Annotated in this window: 12 protein-coding genes and 1 pseudogene; 3 read left to right on the top strand and 10 right to left on the bottom strand. The window is 58.5% G+C overall.

All coding sequences use genetic code 11. The features are described from left to right. Positions 1-126 precede the first annotated feature (126 nt). On the top strand, positions 127-1,770 hold the full coding sequence (locus EJ066_RS13895) for an MFS transporter (RefSeq protein ID WP_126038535.1): 1,644 nt from the start codon (positions 127-129) through the stop codon (positions 1,768-1,770). Between the two features lie 230 nt (positions 1,771-2,000). Here the strand turns inward: EJ066_RS13895 and hemN are convergent. Next, positions 2,001-3,328, bottom strand: a pseudogene (gene hemN, locus EJ066_RS13890) (oxygen-independent coproporphyrinogen III oxidase). A gap of 495 nt (positions 3,329-3,823) precedes the next feature. Then, complete coding sequence (locus EJ066_RS13885; RefSeq protein ID WP_091595902.1) at positions 3,824-4,180, bottom strand: hypothetical protein; 357 nt, start codon at positions 4,178-4,180, stop codon at positions 3,824-3,826. A gap of 682 nt (positions 4,181-4,862) precedes the next feature. On the opposite strand from EJ066_RS13885, the gene EJ066_RS13880 reads away from it, so the two are divergent. Next, complete coding sequence (locus tag EJ066_RS13880; RefSeq protein WP_091595823.1) at positions 4,863-6,002, top strand: porin; 1,140 nt, start codon at positions 4,863-4,865, stop codon at positions 6,000-6,002. 489 nt (positions 6,003-6,491) lie between these two features. Here EJ066_RS13880 and EJ066_RS13875 read toward each other — a convergent pair whose 3' ends face one another. From EJ066_RS13875 to EJ066_RS13860, 4 genes are all read right to left on the bottom strand, one after another. Continuing rightward, complete coding sequence (locus EJ066_RS13875) at positions 6,492-8,363, bottom strand: acyltransferase family protein (RefSeq protein ID WP_091595825.1); 1,872 nt, start codon at positions 8,361-8,363, stop codon at positions 6,492-6,494. Between the two features lie 84 nt (positions 8,364-8,447). Further along, positions 8,448-9,008, bottom strand: coding sequence for a CpaD family pilus assembly lipoprotein (locus EJ066_RS13870; protein WP_236473720.1), 561 nt, complete (start codon positions 9,006-9,008; stop codon positions 8,448-8,450). Between the two features lie 12 nt (positions 9,009-9,020). Then, complete coding sequence (locus EJ066_RS13865; RefSeq protein WP_051695798.1) at positions 9,021-10,442, bottom strand: type II and III secretion system protein family protein; 1,422 nt, start codon at positions 10,440-10,442, stop codon at positions 9,021-9,023. A gap of 71 nt (positions 10,443-10,513) precedes the next feature. Further along, positions 10,514-11,200 carry a response regulator transcription factor gene (locus tag EJ066_RS13860; RefSeq protein WP_029354874.1) on the bottom strand — a complete coding sequence of 229 codons (687 nt, stop codon included), beginning with the start codon at positions 11,198-11,200 and terminating at the stop codon, positions 10,514-10,516. A 607-nt stretch (positions 11,201-11,807) separates the two neighbouring features. Here EJ066_RS13860 and EJ066_RS31375 point away from each other — a divergent pair. After that, the gene (locus EJ066_RS31375) at positions 11,808-12,296 is read left to right on the top strand and encodes a hypothetical protein (RefSeq protein WP_164747350.1); all 489 of its coding nucleotides are present in this window, start codon (positions 11,808-11,810) and stop codon (positions 12,294-12,296) included. A 580-nt stretch (positions 12,297-12,876) separates the two neighbouring features. On the opposite strand, the gene tdh is transcribed toward EJ066_RS31375, so the two are convergent. From tdh to glyA, 4 genes are all read right to left on the bottom strand, one after another. After that, positions 12,877-13,911 carry an L-threonine 3-dehydrogenase gene (gene tdh, locus EJ066_RS13850; RefSeq protein WP_091595827.1) on the bottom strand — a complete coding sequence of 345 codons (1,035 nt, stop codon included), beginning with the start codon at positions 13,909-13,911 and terminating at the stop codon, positions 12,877-12,879. A 65-nt stretch (positions 13,912-13,976) separates the two neighbouring features. Next, positions 13,977-15,071 (bottom strand): adenosine kinase, encoded by a 1,095-nt coding sequence (locus tag EJ066_RS13845; RefSeq protein WP_245316490.1) that lies wholly within the window; start codon positions 15,069-15,071, stop codon positions 13,977-13,979. 19 nt (positions 15,072-15,090) lie between these two features. Then, positions 15,091-16,266, bottom strand: coding sequence for a methionine adenosyltransferase (gene metK, locus EJ066_RS13840; protein WP_063169265.1), 1,176 nt, complete (start codon positions 16,264-16,266; stop codon positions 15,091-15,093). A gap of 57 nt (positions 16,267-16,323) precedes the next feature. Then, positions 16,324-17,661, bottom strand: a complete 1,338-nt coding sequence (gene glyA / locus EJ066_RS13835) for a serine hydroxymethyltransferase (RefSeq protein ID WP_091595829.1) — start codon at positions 17,659-17,661, stop codon at positions 16,324-16,326. Between the last annotated feature and the right edge of the window lie 33 nt (positions 17,662-17,694).

Genomic DNA, 17,694 nt, shown 5'->3' with positions numbered 1-17,694 from the left:
ATGGCTCAATACGCAAATAGTCGCCGGCAAGCTCCATAGAGCTGGGTTCCGTGCGGTGCTCCGCGATGTCTAAGTATCGACCCACTTGCTCAAATCGCAGCGCTCATCGAAGGCCAGCAAAACCTCATGCAGAGCGAAAATCCTCAACCGCCCGTTTCAAAGACGCTCGCCCCATTTCGAAACAAGGTGTTTCGCTCAATTTGGACGGCCACCCAGATTTCCAGCCTCGGTTGGCTAGTGCAAACGGTCGCCATCAGTTGGCTTATGGCAACGATTTCAGCGTCCGACCTTATGGTGGCTCTCGTCCAGGCCGCATCCACACTGCCGGTGTTCTTCCTCTCAGTTTTCGCCGGAGCCATTGCCGACAACTTCAGCCGCCGGTGGGTGATGTTTGCGGGACACTGCCTGATAGCATCGGCGTCGATGACGCTGATGATTTCTGTGGGTCTGGGATTTGTCAGTCCTTGGCTGATTCTCGGGTTAGGTTTCCTGGCCGGCTGCGGCTTTGCCTTGAATGATCCGGCCTGGCACGCTTCGGTCGGCGATATCCTTCACAAACGCGACATTCCGGCCGCAGTGACGCTTATGTCCGTCGGATACAACATTGTGCGCAGCGTTGGTCCGGCCTTAGGGGGCGTGATCCTGGCCGTCTTTGGGCCGCTGGCCGCTTTCGCCTTGGCTGCGGTGAGTGATCTGGCGCCTATAAGCGCGATATGGCGCACCAAATGGGAGGTCCGCTCTTCGCCTCTCCCTCATGAGAGAATGACGACGGCAATTCATGACGGAGTGCGCTTTACGGCGATGTCTTTGGAGATCAGGGCAGCGACCGCCCGAGCAGCTCTTTTCGGATTGGCAAGCATCTCCATTCTGGCGTTGCTCCCTCTCGTCGTCCGGGATCAGTTGAAGAGTGGGCCAATTGTCTACGGTATCTTATTGGCCGGCTTCGGCATGGGTGCTTTCATCGCGGGCATGGGCAACGGCTTCTTGAGGAAGGTCACGTCTCAAAACAGGCTGGTGGCCTTCGCCTCTGTGGCTTGTGCAGTCTGTTGCCTCTCCCTTGCCCTGACATCGTCGGTTCCTGTGGCGGCCATTTCGCTGGCGCTCGGCGGAGCGGGTTGGCTTATCACCTGGACGGGCATTGACGTGTCGGTGCAGTTGGCAAGCCCAAGGTGGGTTGTAGGCCGCACGCTCTCCATTTACTACGCCTTGAGCGCAGGCGGTATGGCTGCTGGCAGCTGGATCTGGGGTTCTGTCGCGCAAAACTATTCCTTGACCTCAGCATTGGAGGGCGCCGCGGGCGCTCTGTTGCTGGTTGCAGCAGCGGGGATCGTGTTGCCGGTCCGTCCCTGGGAAGAAACGGATCAAGAAAGTTCAGTTTTTCATCCGCCGGACGTGGCTCTCGATCTGAAACCCAGAAGTGGCCCTATCGTGGCCAAGGTCGAGTATTTGATATCGGAGGAAAATATCGAGGCCTTTCTGGGCTACATGCGCACGCGGCGACACGTCCAGAGCCGTGCCGGTGCACGAAACTGGACGCTCCAGCGAAATCTGCAAACACCGTCACTTTGGACGGAGACATTCCGCACCCCCACCTGGATGGACTTTCTCCGCCTAAATCATCGACTCACCGCAGCAGATAAGGAAGTCGGCCAGCATCTCCTGTCACTGCATGAAGGAGAGGTGCCTCCGCAGACAGTGCTTTCGATTGAACGAACGACCGAGGCAATTCGTACCCGTACCTCGACAATCTTTTCTCGTCCTCCAAGATGACGCCATCAAGCTGCTATCCAGGGACAGGGTGGATCACCGGTGCTTTGCAGAGCACAGCCTCACGCCGAGAGCAGCGTGCTCCGAGTTGTGCGATCGAGCGCACCCAGGCGAGATGATGATGAACGCGGCGTCAAGTGGAGTCCCCTGCATGCGCTTGCGGAGTCTTCTGCGAGAGCCCATGCCGACGAGCGCCAAACAAGGTCTGATGCCTTCGGAGTCGTGGCCTCAACTCATCGATTCGCGAGAAAAGCATCGAATGCAGCAGCAACGGCGCGAACAACAAAGCGGTGCTCCGGCCGCACGCGGATGAAGCCGTTTTCGACGTCCACGATCCCCTCCTCAGCCAGCGTCACCAAACGCTCAACTGAATCGAGAAAACGAGCTGGTTCGATTTCGTGGGCGGCACAGATGGTCGGCACGTCGGCCTCCAAATCGCACATCAGTCGCTCGATGATTGCTGCGCGCACCCGGTCATCGTCGGTCAGCCGGTGGCCCTTTGATGTCGCCAGACGTCCACTTGCGATGTGCCGGGCGTAAGAATCCCGTGTTACTTCGTTCTGAACGTACCCCTCGCCGACTCGGCCAATAGCCGACGCGCCGAAGCCGATCACGGTTTTGCAAGTATCGGCCGAGTATCCCAGCGAATTACGCCGCAGGCGCCCGGTCTTCTGCGCTAGCGCGAGTTCGTCGTCCGGCAGAGCGAAATGATCGAGCCCGATCTCCCGGTAGCCGGCGCCAACCAGTGTCTCGGCGACAGCTGCAGCCTGTTCGGCGCGAACATCGCCGTCCGGTAGACCTGCCTGCTCGATTAGGCGCTGATTCTTTATCACGGAAGGAATATGCGCGTAGCCGAACACCGCAAACCGGTTGGAGCGCATGGCGACCGCAGCCATCGCGGTCTGGATGCAGGACTGCACAGTCTGTTTCGGGAGACCGAAGATGAGATCGAAGTTGATATGGCCAACGCCATGCCGGCGGAGATTTTCGACGGCAGCGGCCGTCTGCACCTTACTCTGGATCCGATTGATCGCCTTTTGCACATCGGGATCAAAGCTCTGCACGCCGATGCTCGCGCGGTTGACACCGGTAGCTGCCAAGGGTTCGGCCATTTCCGGTGTGAACGTTCGGGGATCGATCTCCACGGCGATCGCAGCAGTTTTGCTGAAAGCGAAGTGGCGGCGTAGAAATTCCATCAGCGCCAAGTGCTCGGCTGGCCCGATAAGGTGAGGCGTTCCGCCGCCGAAATGCACATCGCTCACCGGCAGCCCTTGCCGAACTTGCTCCGACACCAAACTGATCTCCTGACGCAGCACGCCAAATAATTAAGGATCGGGCCGTTGCGACGGGTGACGGCGGTAGGGAAGCCGCAATACCAGCACATGGATCGGCAAAACGGAATGTGGAAATAGAGCGACACCGATTCGTCGGCCGGGAGGCCCCCCAGCCATTCCTCATAATCGTCAGCACCAACCGCCGCAGAGAAGTCTGGCACAGTCGGATAGATGGTATACCAAGGCGGCCGGGGGTCCCGGTACTTTGTCAGGATTGAGGTGTGCAAGGAGCTGTCGTCCCACGTCGCTGATCCATCATTGTTTCGTTGCGCGCTCGTCCTGTCTCTGACCTAAGTCAGTGCGTCCCGCTTTCTCCGCGTTTTCAAGGCGGAGGCGGCGATGTCGCAGTCTCGCTTGGACAGGACGGTATCAACCGAGCGCGCGTGCCATGGTCCGCCTGAGGTGATGGTGCGGTGCCGCATTCAACGTTTGAGTACGTGACGCCGATGCAGTGTGCTTGAGGCGTCTGCGGAAGAACTTTGCAATGCGAAATTCATGTCCGACGCCAAACGTCGCAACGCACCTGTCAAGCCTCGGTCAGACGCCATCCAGGTCCAGCCAGCGGCCTTCCCTGCCGGCCGAAAAACCATACCGGCTTTAGCCACCGAGACGCTCTAAAGCTGACGTCCGCTCATTTGATGAAAGGAAGGCGCCGCTAGGGGGTGCACAAGGCTCCCCAGCTTGACGTCGCTTCGAGCGATGAGCGGCGGTGTGGCTTGTCGTCAAGCGCCGGGCAGCGTGCCCCCTACCGATATCCCGAAAAGATCGACCAAGATCGCCATCCCGACGCCACACGCGGTCTGGATGAGGCCGACCATGAAAATGCGATTGGCGCGTTCGTAGATGGGGCGGCGCAAGGAACTCATGTCGAGCAGCATGGACAGCGCTCTCATCTGCAGTGCGATGCCGAGCAGGATCGGCACTACGGCGAACAGATCGTAGAGTTGCCATGGCAAGGGGTTCGCCGCCCAATGAGTGAGGAAGCCGAGCGAAAAGGCAAGCAGGATACCCACGGCAGTGATTGTGCCGTTGCGGAAAATGGTCTCGATCAGTTCTTCCTTCGGATCGTGCTCGTCCAAGCGGCTTCCTTTCGTTGCTCTTTCCGTCGAGACTAAGTTCTCGAGAATGCTGTTCATCGCCAATTACTCGAGGCGAGCCCTAGGCAACCGTTTCAGGGTGCGATCCCTTCTCGCTATCGGCCGCGCAATGTACCTGCACGGCGAACTTACAGCGGCGAAAAGGTGCTTCGGCCACCATGCGACACATCGGACGTGGACGCCCTCTGTTCCTGGCGCAGCCCTTGCGGACCGCACGCGCGCAGTAATCCTTCTCGGTAGCGCATGAAGCGGCCTCCGTTGCGGTCAGACGGGAAGCCGTCGCTGTTAAACGAGACTGTCACATATCGAACATGGCGAACCGTGTCGCACATTGCTTTTCGCAGTGACCCTCAAAAAAAGTGATTCCAGCGAGACGAAGGCGCGTCGGCCCAATTTTGGTGTCGGCCGCATCTACGCTTCAGGTTGGCATGTCGCTTGCTGCTCTATTCCGAGGCTGCAGCGGTCTGACCGGAGTGTTTCACATATAAACGATAATGAATCTCCTAGCAGAAAACACTATTCTAAGTACATGTGGCTTTTACGCTGGATAACCTCCCATGTCAAGCGCTTTTACGTCCACAAATTGGAGACAACACGCACAAAATTTAGAGTAAAGCTTGCTCTTACGCCTCTATCCTTTTTATTCCTTCATGGAGATCTAGACATGTACATCAAGATTCGTCTTCTCGGCTTAACTGCTCTGATCGCCGCCTCCGTCGTTCGAGCAGCTGGCGCCGAGCGGGAACCGGCCGAGTACATCAAGATCTGCGACGTCCTCGGCTCGGGGTATTTCTATATTCCCAACACCGAGACCTGCCTGCGCATCGGCGGCTATGTCCGTTATGATATCGGCCTGGGTGATGTCCGATCGTATGACAGCGCAAGAACCTCGGATGTGAGAACTGGCGAGGACCAAGGCACTTGGCGAAACAACACACGCTTCACGTTCAAAACTTGGAGCGGCCAGCAGACCGAGCTCGGCGCGTTGACGACCTATACCGAAACCCACGTGAATTTTGGCAATAGCGCTAACTCGCGTGACAGTCCTCAGAACTATGGTTTCAACAGCGGCCTCGCACTGGCTTCTGCCTGGGTCGAGCTGGGGGGCCTGCGAGTTGGCAAGGACGGGTCGGCCTTCGATACGTTTGTAAGCTACGCTGGCAACGTTCTCGATAGTATGCTCGTTCGGTCGGCCGGCTTCGACACCAACGTGGCTCAGTACTACTTCGACGCCGGCAACGGCATTTCGACCGTGATTTCGCTCGAACAAGGATCGGGCTCAGCCGGTACTATCGACAGCTATATTCCGCACGTTGTCGCCGGCTTGAAATACACGCAAGGCTGGGGCTCGATCACCGGCGTCGCGGCTTATGACAGCAACTACGAAGCTTTGGCCGGCAAGATCCGTGTCGACGTCGCTGTCACAAACCAGCTGTCGCTGTTTGGACTGTTCGGCTACGGTTCCAATGGCAGTCTCAACGAGGACTCAAACGGCGCAATCGCCAATCATGTGCGCGGCTCGTACAAAATCTGGAACGGCCAGTGGGCTTTCTGGGCGGGCGCCACCTACGAGTTTGACGAGAAAACTTCGTTCAACTTTCAGGTCTCGAGTGATCAGCTCAAGAATTCTGGTTTGGCTGCAAACGTCGTCTATATGGTCGTTCCTGGCTTCACGGTCACAGCCGAGGTCGATTACGACCGCTACGGCAACTTTGGCGTCGGCCCTGCCGACCCTACCACCGTCAAGGGCACGAGCAAGCCGAACAGCGTCGGCGGCATTCTCCGCTTCCAACGCTCATTTTGAAATCTCTCCAGCCGCGAGCATCTCTGGCAAAGGCACTTGCCTCGACAACGCACGCATAGAGAGCTTCTTTCGCCATCCTTGAAGTCTGCATCGACCGTCCACGGCCCATCGTACCAACTTGAGACTGAAAGGGGTGAGCCCTGTGTAATACAGCCTAGCCCTTGACCTGCCCAATGAACCGGCCAGGGGTGGTCAGTTCAAATTCGGGGCCGTTTAGAGGGCAGTGTGAGGCCGTGTCAGGTAAGTGCCACTGCTATGTCGGGACCGCGACACGCCTGTCGCTGTGGATGGCTGGAATTGCCCTTCGCGGCGCCATTCATTCTCTCAACATTTACGTGATAATGCACGCTTAGTCCGATCCGCGTGGCAGCACCCATCCTAGGTCGCTATCGGGTGGCCTTAAACCTGAACAGCTCCATCGTCGCGGCTGCTGCCGAAGCAGGAGCAATCACAGGGACCCGCACTGGTGCTTGTCAGCCGTCTGACCCGCTACTTCGTCTTAGGAAGAGCATTGTCTTTGCCAAAAGCCGGCCAGTATTTCGAGATTGCCAGTGTGGCGCCGGCTGAAGAGAAATGACCATAGTCGAAATACATAAACTCTCCTCTGTCGGAATAGGGGCAGCGTCCTGCGCTGCACAGGAATTTCAGCGGATCGATGAATGTGGCGCCTTTGGTAAATGAGCGCACACGTTCGTTGATGCCGGGGTCCATCGCCATCGGCCAGGACGTATCGTCCAGATTTTGGCGCTTGGCGAAGAACGCAATTTTCCGGACGTCAGTTGGGAACTGCGGAGACTGGCCGATGACAAACACGCGCACGCCCAGGGCACGAAGCGTATCGATTGTTTGCTGAAGACCGTCGAAGCCTCTGACCTCATAGTCACTCCATTTACCGCTGAGGATAACCGTCTTGATGTCCGCTTCCAAGATGATGTCCAAGGCCTTGCGATTGAACCGGACACAATCAAGACGAGCGTAAGAGTAGTAAGAGAGTATCGGCGGGCAGCCGGCGTACGTATATTCCACGATGTTCGCCTGCAACCGATTTATGTTAGCACCCAGGCCGGAAACATAGTGCGCGGCGAAGGAGTCGCCCCACAAAAAAACCGTTGTTGGAAAACCGCGAGTGCGCGTGCAATCCTCCATATTCCAGCTTTCGATCCGGCTGGTGCCCTCGTTGAAACAGATGCCATTCCTCCAGTCCCCGACGGAAATGCGCCGCTGGACATAGTCCGGAAACCGTTGCGGAAAGCCGTTGCCGAGCGCCCCCGCCGCTCCGCCGGCACAAAGAACAACGATCGCGAGCGCTGAAAAGGCAAAGATAGGCCCCGGGGCGGTGAAGGCCCTCTTCTGTCGAAACGGCTGCTCTACAAACTTCCAGGAGAATGCAGCCAATGCGAGGCTTGCTACCAACATCGCACCGGTCATCAAAGGATCGAGTTTTTGGAACGAAAGATAATGCGCGAACGCATTGAGCGGCCAGTGAACAAGATACAAAGAATACGAGATGAGCCCAATCCAGACCAGCGGCCGGACTTCGAGCATGCGGCTGGCGACCGTCGAGGGGGAATTTTGGCCAACATAGATCAGAAGGGCCGTTCCGATGCATGGATACAAGGCGTTGTAGCCTGGGAACGGGTCGCTCTCCGAAAGCGCGAAGAACCCGATGGCGAGAAGGCCAAATCCGGCCAACCCCACCGACTCCATCAGGAATCTGTTGCCCAACGGCGGGGGGCGTTTGAGCATGAGCAGGGCGCCCAACATGAGTTCCCAGATTCGGGTCGGCAGCAGATAGAATCCGGCGGTGGGCGCCAGCGATGTCGCCATCACCGCCATTACGAAGCTGCAGAGAATTATCGGAAGAAGTGTCGTCAGCCAGCGCTTCCCGATGTAGCGATAGATTAGGAACATCAGGATTGGGGCGAAGATGTAGTACTGCTCCTCTACGGAAAGCGACCAGGTGTGCAACAGTGGTCGAAGCGCGGCATCGATCGAGAAGTAACTTGACGTTTTCCAGAAAAAAACGTTCGACCAGAAGGTCGAGGCAGCTATGATGCTAAGACCGAATTCGCGCAGATCCGATGGCAGAAGAATGAACAATGCGGCAATGCAGGTGAGAAGCATCACAAAGACGAGAGCCGGCAGAATGCGCCGGGCACGGCGCCAGTAGAAGTTGACGATCGAAAATTGGCCGCGTTCAAGGTCATCCAAGAGGCTTCCGCTGATAAGGTAGCCGGAGATGACGAAGAAGATATCAACCCCGCTAAAGCCACCCGGGATCGCCGAAATTCCGAAATGAAAGAGTACGACCGGAAGTACAGCAACAGCCCTAAGGCCCGCGATATCGCGCCTATATTGCATCCAGCGGTTCCTTTGATTTTAGATCAGGACGAGATTGGAAGCTTTCAATCTCCGGTAGGAGTGCTGCCAAGATAAGGGCCGGTATCAGCCACCTTTATCCGTCCCGAACGTTCTGTAAGTGGCAACTGGTACAGAAGCACGATCGCCATCGCCGGACTTGACGGCCTGATTGTCGAGCAGATCGCGCGGATCGTTGACCATCACGGCCAGGTTAAATCCTGTCGAACAACCAAGCGGCTGTTTGAAGGATTCTTCATTGGGTAAGGCACCATATGAGGGACAGACCGGCGGACGGGCGTGATAGACAATCGCCTCAATTCGCACTGAGCCGGCGTCGTGTTGATCGAGCAATTGAATGTTGTCTGCTTCGATTGCCAACTGCCTGGCCTGATGGGCTACCCCTGCGCTGAGCTGGGGCGAACCGCTGATGAGGAGGTGGAGGGCATCGAATCGGCCGCGACTGGCCTTGTTTAGGAAATCACGCAAACGCTGCCGTTCGGAAGCGCGCAGGCTTTGCAACGTCAGGAGGGTGGTCTCCTCTCGGACAAGCATTGATGCCGATGGTTCGACATCAACTGGCGTAGTGCTTGTGCAGCCACTTACGCTTGGTGCCAGAGCGACAAAGAGGACTATAAAACGCAACATCATTGGACGACACTATTCGATGATGAAGCCGAGACCGCCCTGGGCGCTTGGCGCGCCCGCACGGATAGCAGCGCGGTCTCGCGGGGGACTTGCCACGGAATTCGTCGGAGCGCCCCCTCCGTTCAAAGCCGGTGCCGCCCGCTCCGTAGGTGCGCTCATCTGGTTTGGGTTGGAGCCTGGTCTTACAATGTAAGGCGTAACTAGAATGACCAGTTCTGACTCCTCTTTTTGAAACGAGGACGAGCGAAAAAGCGGTCCCAGGATCGGCATTTCTCCGAGCCAGGGAAAGGCCCTGACATCATTGTTGACGTTCCGCCTGATTAGACCGCCGATTGCGAAGCTCTGCCCACTGGCGAGTTCGACGACCGTATCGGCTCGGCGCGTGGAAACTGCCGGCACGGAAATTCCGTTGATTTGCACGGCACCTTGCGTCGACAGTTCACTGACTTCGGGCGTTACGTGAATGTTGATTTGATTGTTGCTGAGAACTGTCGGCACAAATTCCAGACTGACGCCGAAGTGACGGAATTCAACCGATACCTGCCTGTTTTCCTGCAGGACAGGAATGGGAAATTCGCCGCCAGCTAGAAAGCTGGCTTTTTCACCCGACATAGCGGTGAGGTTCGGCTCAGCCAGGACGGAAGCTATATGCTCCTTGGCGAGCGCGTCGAGAACCGCGCTGACGTTGACGACACCGTTGTCGAATCCGATTTCTGCTGTACCGCCACCCTGGGTTGAACCAGATCCAGCGCTTGCACCGCTTCCGCTTAGAACGCCCACTTTGAAATTGCCGATTTGACCGAAGGCGGACAGGTTGACGCCAAGTGACTTCATGGCGCTGCGTGAGACTTCGGCTACGCGCACGCTGAGGTTAACTTGCAGGGATCCAGCGACCTTGATGTTGTTGACGACTTGCGCTCCGTCGCCCAGATATTGCTCAGTGACTCTTTTTGCGGTGTCGGCGACCTCTGCGTCGGGCGCCGTCCCGCTAAGGATTGCGCCGCGCGGCGTATAGTTGACGCGGATGGGATAGTCGCCGACCTGCTCCCGCAACATGGCGCGTAAATCCCCGATCGGTTGCGTGACAACGATACGCAATTCGGCGAGAGGCTCGCCGTTGCCGTCCAAGGCGAATAGGCTGGTCCGCCCCGATTTCTTGCCAAAGACGAAGATTGTTTTGCTCGATGGTGCCTGAAAATCCGCGATCGTCGGGTCAGCAACAAAGATGGTCGTGGCTGGCGCGGGCAGATGAACGGTCTCCCCGAGCGAAGAGGAAAGGGTCAGCGTGGCATTGATGCTATTCGAAGCCGCACGCGGCGCGCCTTTGTCCTGCTTGTTTTGCGCCGCGACACCAAGTGGGAAAGTCACAATAAGCGCGCAGAGGAGATGGCCCAGGTAACGGGGCACTGCAGGTCTCGGAACCTTGATGGCGATCGCCCGCCAATTGAGCGCAGGGCAAGGATGTTGAAGGATCAGCAAAATAGATCTTCTTTCGATTCGACAAACTATGCGGATGACGCGTCAGTCAATTCTAGAATGTAGCCAATGCCACGGATGGTCTTGATCCGTGGCGTTGCACCTGATCTGGTCAGATGTCCACGTAAACGATAGATTCCGACTTCAAGCGCGTTGGCAGACACGTCGTCGTTGAACGAATAGAGGTGATCTTCCAACTGCGCACGGGGCACGATGCGGCCTGCCCGGTTAAGCAGATGCTCTAGAATACAGAGTTCGCGACGTGCGATCATCATTGGGTGCCCAGCAACGAAAACCTGCCGGGCGACCGGATCGAAGTTGAGATTGCCAAATACGAGCCTCAGGTCGGTCATCTGTGACGCCCGGCGCAGAATGGCTCTCATTCTGGCGATAAGCTCATCGGTAGAGACGGGTTTGAGCAGAAAGTCGTCCGCACCACCGTTGAAGATCGCAATTCGCTTATCGAGATCGTTAAGGCTGCTCATAATGACGGCAGGAACTGAATGCCCGTGGGTCCTCAACTGCCTCAGCCAACCCAAGCCATCGCCATCTGGCAGAGCCAATTCCAGCAGGAGAATTTCATAGCTGGCGCAAGAAAATGCACTCGAGGCCAGTTCCAGAGTACCAACGACATCAACGACGAAGCCGCCATCCCCGAGCGCAAGTCGCATGGCGCGCGCAAGATCCGCATGATGATCCACGAGCAGCGTTCGCATTTCATCTCCTATCGAAGAGAGACGCGTCACCGGCGGCCATCTGATCGGAGCACACGGCGCACAACTCGTCGCATCTCTCGGAACAGGTCCGAGTTGGAGGGACATGCAAGTCGCTCGGTGGCAATAGGCGCGGGTGAGGACCAACTGACGGGCTCAAATACGCCGGTCGGCGAACCCACGACGCCAGCAACCCGCGTGCGATTTCTCGTTGCATCATCTCTCCTACGTGCAGCCCCTGCGCTCGCAAGGCAGCGTCGCGGCCCAGAGCCCGATTCCCACAGAGGGTAGGGTTAGCTTTCGAGAAACTGATTGAACAAATCGATTATTTGGATCGAATGCATCCACGGTATGGATGCAGCGCCGCATCTTCAACGACTGCGGCTTCCTGATGGATTGTTGTGTCTGTCGTGCTCTGCTATTTCGCTGTCCTTCAAGGCTGGCGAGTCTGGTGGAACCTGCGCGTCATTGGCTGTGGTAGCTTGATGCTCAAAAATGGAGCGCCCCGCGGAAAGCCGCTCTCAGATTTCCAAAAAGCCTTGCTGGTCCAAAAGAGCACTTCGCATCTCGACACCAAAATGGGCGAGGAAAACTGACGTCTGACAGGGATGTGTATGCAACAGCCGATTTGCGGCACCAGGAAACGACCGCGTTCAGGCTGGAGATCGACGACCAACGGCTCCTCGATTTCCGCATTCAGGCCACGACGATCGACCGCTTTCCAAGCTCTTCCTGTGCGGGCGGATGCCGGCAAACAGCAGCACAGGGTCAGGGAAACCGCGAGCGGGCCTGCTTGATCGCCATGATCACATTGCCGCTGTTGCGCGTGCGGACCGGAATGCATTCGGTCCAGCCGGTGGCAATTTCGGTCAGCACCATCGTCTGCACGAAGCTCCCCGACCAAGACGTGCCCGAATGCGCTCAACAAAGCCGGGCGGCGGATCTTTCCAATCGCCGAGGTGCGGGCTTGCACCGAGCGGCGAACTGCCGAACTCATTCCTGCCCGGCGGCGCTGGCCGCCGCGAGCGACGATGCGGACCTCAGCCGCTCCGAAGCCTCCCACAACACGATGAGCGCCTCGCGGACATCGCTGCCGTAACAGCGGCTGCGGCTCTTGCTCGCAGACGGCCTCTGCTCACGACGGTTCATAAGACGGATCGCGCGCGCTTGCGATAATAGCCGATTACCGCCCCGAACTCATTCAGAATGCGCCGCTTGTCAACGCCGCGATAACGCTCCACGATCGCCGCTTCAGTTCCGACCGTGTCGCCATGCTGAGCCGCGCCATACTTCCCCCGAACCGGAATGGCACGACCTGTCCAATGCGGCTCGTTGCCTTCGTTAATTCGCTGACCGGAAAGGTACCGGAAGTCGTCTAACGCATCTTACCCGCTGAAACGGCGGCAACACCTCGACCTCAATCGCAGATCTTAGGAAATAGACGATCGCGTGGGGGCCTGTGAGCATCCGTTCACCGGATTTCCGTCATCGGCTGAGGCGAATTGCCACCATCGACCGTTATCGGATGGGCCGCGATACGTCGCCGTATCATGATTAGGGGGCGCACCTAGCGGAGCCATAGCTCTCCACCCAGCCATGTTCCCCTCGTTGGAAGATGTCCGGCGGACCAGAGGGGTGCTGTCCCGTCAGCTTTTCCTGAAGAGCGGCCAAGGCAATCCCTACCAATCCATCACCACCTTCCCCGAATTGCCGCTCTTCATCGCCTCGAAACCGTCGAGGTAGTCATCGACCCCGATGCGGTGTGTGATCAGGCCCGACACGTCGAGAGGACCCTGCACCAGCGCGATCATCTTGTACCAGGTCTCGAACATCTCGCGGCCGTAGATGCCCTTGAGATGCAGCATCTTGAAGATGACCTTGTTCCAGTCGATCTCGAAGCCGGTCGGCGCAATGCCCAGAATGGCGATCTTGCCGCCATTGTTCATGGTATCGATCATGTCGCGGAAGGCGGGGGCTGCGCCCGACATTTCGAGGCCGACGTCAAACCCCTCGGTCATGCCGAGCGCCGGCATGACGTCGCGCAGCTTTTCCTTCGAGGCGTCGACGACATGCTGGACGCCGAGCTTTTTCGCCAGTGCCAGCCGCACCGGGTTGATGTCAGTGATGACCACTTTGCGCGCACCGACGCATTGGGCGACGAGCGCGCCCATGATGCCGATCGGCCCGGCGCCAGTCACCAGCACGTCCTCGCCGACCAGATCGAAGGACAATGCGGTGTGGACGGCATTGCCCAAGGGATCGAAGATCGCGGCAATCTCATCGGGCACATCGTCGGGGATCGGCACGACATTGTGCTGCGGGATCGCCAGATACTCGCCGAACGCGCCCGGACGGTTGACGCCGACGCCGAGTGTGTTGCGGCACAGATGCCCTCGCCCGGCGCGACAGTTGCGGCAATGGCCGCAGACGATGTGGCCTTCGCCCGATACACGCTGGCCGACCTTGTATTCGGTGACCGCTGCGCCGAAATCGGCAACGGTGCCGACGAATTCATGGCCCGTCACCATCGGCACCGGCACCGTCTTCTGCGCCCACTGGTCCCAATTGTAGATGTGCACGTCGGTGCCGCAGATCGCCGTCTTCTTGATCTTGATCAGCACGTCGTTGGGGCCGATTTCCGGCACCGGCACCTCTTCCATCCAGATGCCCGGTTCGGCCTTGGCCTTCACAAGCGCCTTCATCATGTTCGACATCAGGATTTCCCTATTCCGTGATTGCGCTTCTGGCGAGATAGCCTGCACAACGGGAAGGTAGGCCACTAACTCGTTTGAACGTCCGGAATGGTCAGCCCCGCCTGCTCGGCCTCGCGGCGCAAATTCTGACGGGGCCTGGGGCCGATCTGCTGGATCACCAATCCGGCTGCCAGTGAGCCAAGGTCGCCGCAGGTCTGCAAGTCACGGCCTTGCGTGTAGCCATGCAGGAAGCCGGCGGCATAGAGATCGCCGGCGCCCGTCGTGTCGATCAGCTCCTTGATGGCGGTCGCCTTGATCACCACGGTCTCGTCGCCGCGCACGATCACCGAGCCTTTTTCCGATCGGGTCACGGCGGCGATGCGGCAATCCTTGCGAATCTGCGCCAGCGCTTCGTCGAACGACGCCGTCTGGTAAAGCGATTTGATCTCGTGGCTGTTGGCAAAGACGATGTCGACGGTACCCGAACGCATCAGCTCGAGGAACTCGTCGCGGTAGCGGTCGACGCAGAACGAATCCGACAGGGTCATCGACACTTCGCGGCCTGCCGCGTGCGCCAGCATCGCCGTCTGGCGGATTGCTTCCTTGGCGCGCGGCGGATCCCACAGATAGCCTTCGAAATAGGTGACCTTGGCGCCAGAGGCCTTGTCCGCCTCGACATCCTCAGGCCCGAGCTCGACGCAGGCGCCGAGATAGGTGTTCATCGAGCGCTCGCCGTCGGGCGTGACGAAGATCATCGAGCGCGCCGTCGGCGGTTCACCCTTGAGCGGCGTGGTGTCGAAGGCGACGCCTTGCGCATGGATGTCGTGGGCGTAGATTTCGCCCAGCGCATCGTTGGAGACCTTGCCGAAGAAGGCGGCGCGGCCGCCAAAGCTGGCGACGCCGGCCGCCGTGTTGCCGGCGCTGCCGCCGGAGGCCTCGATCGCCGGACCCATGCGGCTGTAGAGCAGCTCGGCGCGCCTTGTGTCGATGAGGTTCATCGCTCCCTTGATGATGCCGTTGGTCTCGAGGAATGCCTCGTCGCACTGGGCGATGATGTCGACAATGGCATTACCGATGCAGAGCACGTCATAATCCGCATCAAAATCTCCGCCAAAAACCCGAGCCGGCTTCTTGCCATGCCGGCCGGGCGTGGTCTCGCGAGTTGAAATGGGTTGCCGCATGCGCTTGATCCAGCCGCCCTCACGCAGCTGCCGGTCCTGCTTCACGCAGCAAATCGTCAGCTTTGTCCGTCTTCTCCCAGGTGAACTCAGGCTCTTCACGCCCGAAGTGTCCGTATGTCGCCGTCTTGCGGTATATCGGGCGTAAGAGATCAAGCATCTTGATGATGCCTTTCGGTCGGAGATTGAAAACCTCGAGAACAAGGCGCTCGATCCTTTTTTCCTCGATCCTTGCGGTTCCGAAAGTATTGACCATGACAGAAACCGGACTGGCCACGCCGATCGCGTAGGCAAGCTGAACCTCGCAGACCTCCGCAAGGCCGCTGGCAACGATGTTCTTCGCGACATACCGGGCGGCATAGGCCGCCGAGCGGTCAACCTTGGATGGGTCCTTGCCCGAAAAGGCACCGCCGCCGTGACGCCCGGTCCCACCGTAGGAATCGACGATGATCTTCCGTCCTGTGAGGCCGCAGTCGCCGGCAGGCCCACCGACCACGAACCGCCCTGTTGGGTTGACCAGAAATCTGATCCCCGAAGTATCCAGGTGGGCCGGCAGGACCGGTTTTATGATCTCCTCAATGACGCCTTCGCGGACCGTGGCTTGTGAGACCGCTTCGTCATGCTGCGTCGACAGGACTATGGTATCCAGCGCCACCGGGCGGAGCCCTTCGTAGCGTACGGACACTTGAGATTTCACGTCCGGACGCAGCCAGCCAAGCTGTCCCGCTTTCCGGACCTCGGCCTGTCTTTTCGTCAAATGGTGAGCGAGTTGGATCGGCAGGGGCATCAATGTATCCGTCTCGTTGCATGCGAATCCAAACATGATGCCCTGATCCCCTGCCCCCTGCCCGAGATCCTGCCCTCGTCCTTCATCAACGCCCTGGCTTATGTCGGGCGACTGCTCGGTGAGGGCCAGAACGACGGCGCAACGTCGACCATCAAAGCCAATCGCATCATCGTCGTAGCCAATATCGAGTATCGTATCGCGGGCGACTTGGCTGTAATCGATGTGGGCATGGCTGGTGATCTCGCCAGCCACAACGACCATCCCCGTCTTCACCAACACTTCACAGGCGACGCGCGCCTTCGGATCGGTGCGCAGGACCGCATCGAGAATGGCATCGGAGATGTTGTCTGCCATCTTATCGGGGTGTCCCGCGCCGACGGATTCGGAAGAGAACACGAACTGCCTGGTCATAAAAATGCCCTCGCTTCAAGTGCTGGAGTTAGTGAGGAGTTTCTGGATTGGGGTGGCTTATCGGTCGGGGATGCCGGGAACATCGAACGCAGTGCAGAAGTCGGCAACGTCTCTTCGTACGCTCGCATGAACTTCCTGGTCATCGGGCTGGCGGCAGACCGAGTCGATGAAAGCGGCGATCTGCACCATCTCCGTTTCGCGCATGCCCATGGACGTCACCGCTGGCGTCCCTAAGCGGATGCCGCTTGTCAGCGCCGGATGCCGCCGGTCGCCCGGGACCATATTGAAATTCGCAATGATGCCTGCACGCGATAAGCGCTCCGCATAGGCTTTGCCTGACAGCGGCCGGTCCCGAAGATCAAGGATCAGCATGTGATTGTCAGTGCCCCCGGTGACGAGTTCATAACCTCGCTCCAGAAGCGCCTGGGCCAGAGCCTTGGCGTTGTGGACGATCTGCTGACCGTAGACACGAAAGGACGAGTTCGCTGCTTCCTGCAAAGCGACGGCAAGCGCGGCGATAGTATTCATATGCGGTCCGCCTTGCAGAAGAGGGAACACGGCGCGGTCTATACGTTTGGCCAGATTGTGTTTGCTCTTCGGATGATGGAGGGGCTGATAACGGTCTTCATTCCTTGATAAAATGAAGCCACCCCGGGGACCGCGGATCGACTTGTGAGAGGTGCTGGTGACCACATCGCAATGGGGCACGGGGTTCGGATGCACTCCTGCGACAACCAGGCCGCTGATGTGGGCGATGTCAGCCACCAGATACGAGTTCACCTCCGAAGCAATTTCGGCCATTGCCGCGTAGTCAAAAATACGCGGATAAGCAGTTCCGCCGACCCAAATTAGCTTCGGGCGTTCCCGCTTGGCGGTCTCGCGCAAGTGGTCATAGTCAATTTGCTGTGTCTTTTCGTGCAGCCTGTACGGGACGCGCTGATAATCGCTGCCGGAAAAATTGACGGACCAACCGTGAGTCAGATGGCCGCCTTCGGGTAAAGGCAAGCCCATCACTTTGTCACGGGGGCTCAAAAGCGCGCGATAGACAGCCTGGTTGGCTGGCGAGCCTGAATAAGGCTGGACGTTGGCGTGTTCACTGCCAAATAGCGCTTTCAGGCGCTCGATCGCGAGGGTCTCAAGCTCATCGACGATCTCGTTTCCGGCGTAGTAGCGCGCACCGGGGTATCCCTCGGCATACTTGTTGGTGAAAATCGACCCGGTCGCTTCCAACACCGCCGAGGAGGCAAAGTTCTCGGAGGCGATCAGTTTGAGAGTTGTCCGCTCCTGGCGCTCCTGTCTTAGAAGCAGTTCGCGAACGCGGGAGTCGACGGCGGCTAAGTGAGGCCGCCCGTAAGTGTCGGGCTGCGCGATGGCGCCGCCGGCGGAGTTATCCATGGTAGTCGCGCTCCATTTGGACTGATCTATTTC

The organism is Mesorhizobium sp. M9A.F.Ca.ET.002.03.1.2, from assembly GCF_003952365.1.
Taxonomy (GTDB): domain Bacteria; phylum Pseudomonadota; class Alphaproteobacteria; order Rhizobiales; family Rhizobiaceae; genus Mesorhizobium.
The sequence above is the reverse complement of the archived record's forward strand: the minus strand, read 5'-3'. Positions and strand labels throughout refer to the sequence as shown.

Bases quoted from the DNA above. Each gene is read 5' to 3' on its own strand.
- metK (WP_063169265.1), bottom strand. From the start codon at position 16,266: ATGACCAGGCAGTTCGTGTTCTCTTCCGAATCCGTCGGCGCGGGACAC.
- EJ066_RS13845 (WP_245316490.1), bottom strand. From the start codon at position 15,071: ATGCGGCAACCCATTTCAACTCGCGAGACCACGCCCGGCCGGCATGGC.
- glyA (WP_091595829.1), bottom strand. From the start codon at position 17,661: ATGGATAACTCCGCCGGCGGCGCCATCGCGCAGCCCGACACTTACGGG.
- EJ066_RS13870 (WP_236473720.1), bottom strand. From the start codon at position 9,008: ATGTTGCGTTTTATAGTCCTCTTTGTCGCTCTGGCACCAAGCGTAAGT.
- EJ066_RS13875 (WP_091595825.1), bottom strand. From the start codon at position 8,363: ATGCAATATAGGCGCGATATCGCGGGCCTTAGGGCTGTTGCTGTACTT.
- tdh (WP_091595827.1), bottom strand. From the start codon at position 13,911: ATGTCGAACATGATGAAGGCGCTTGTGAAGGCCAAGGCCGAACCGGGC.
- EJ066_RS13880 (WP_091595823.1), top strand. From the start codon at position 4,863: ATGTACATCAAGATTCGTCTTCTCGGCTTAACTGCTCTGATCGCCGCC.
- EJ066_RS13860 (WP_029354874.1), bottom strand. From the start codon at position 11,200: ATGCGAACGCTGCTCGTGGATCATCATGCGGATCTTGCGCGCGCCATG.
- EJ066_RS13895 (WP_126038535.1), top strand. From the start codon at position 127: ATGCAGAGCGAAAATCCTCAACCGCCCGTTTCAAAGACGCTCGCCCCA.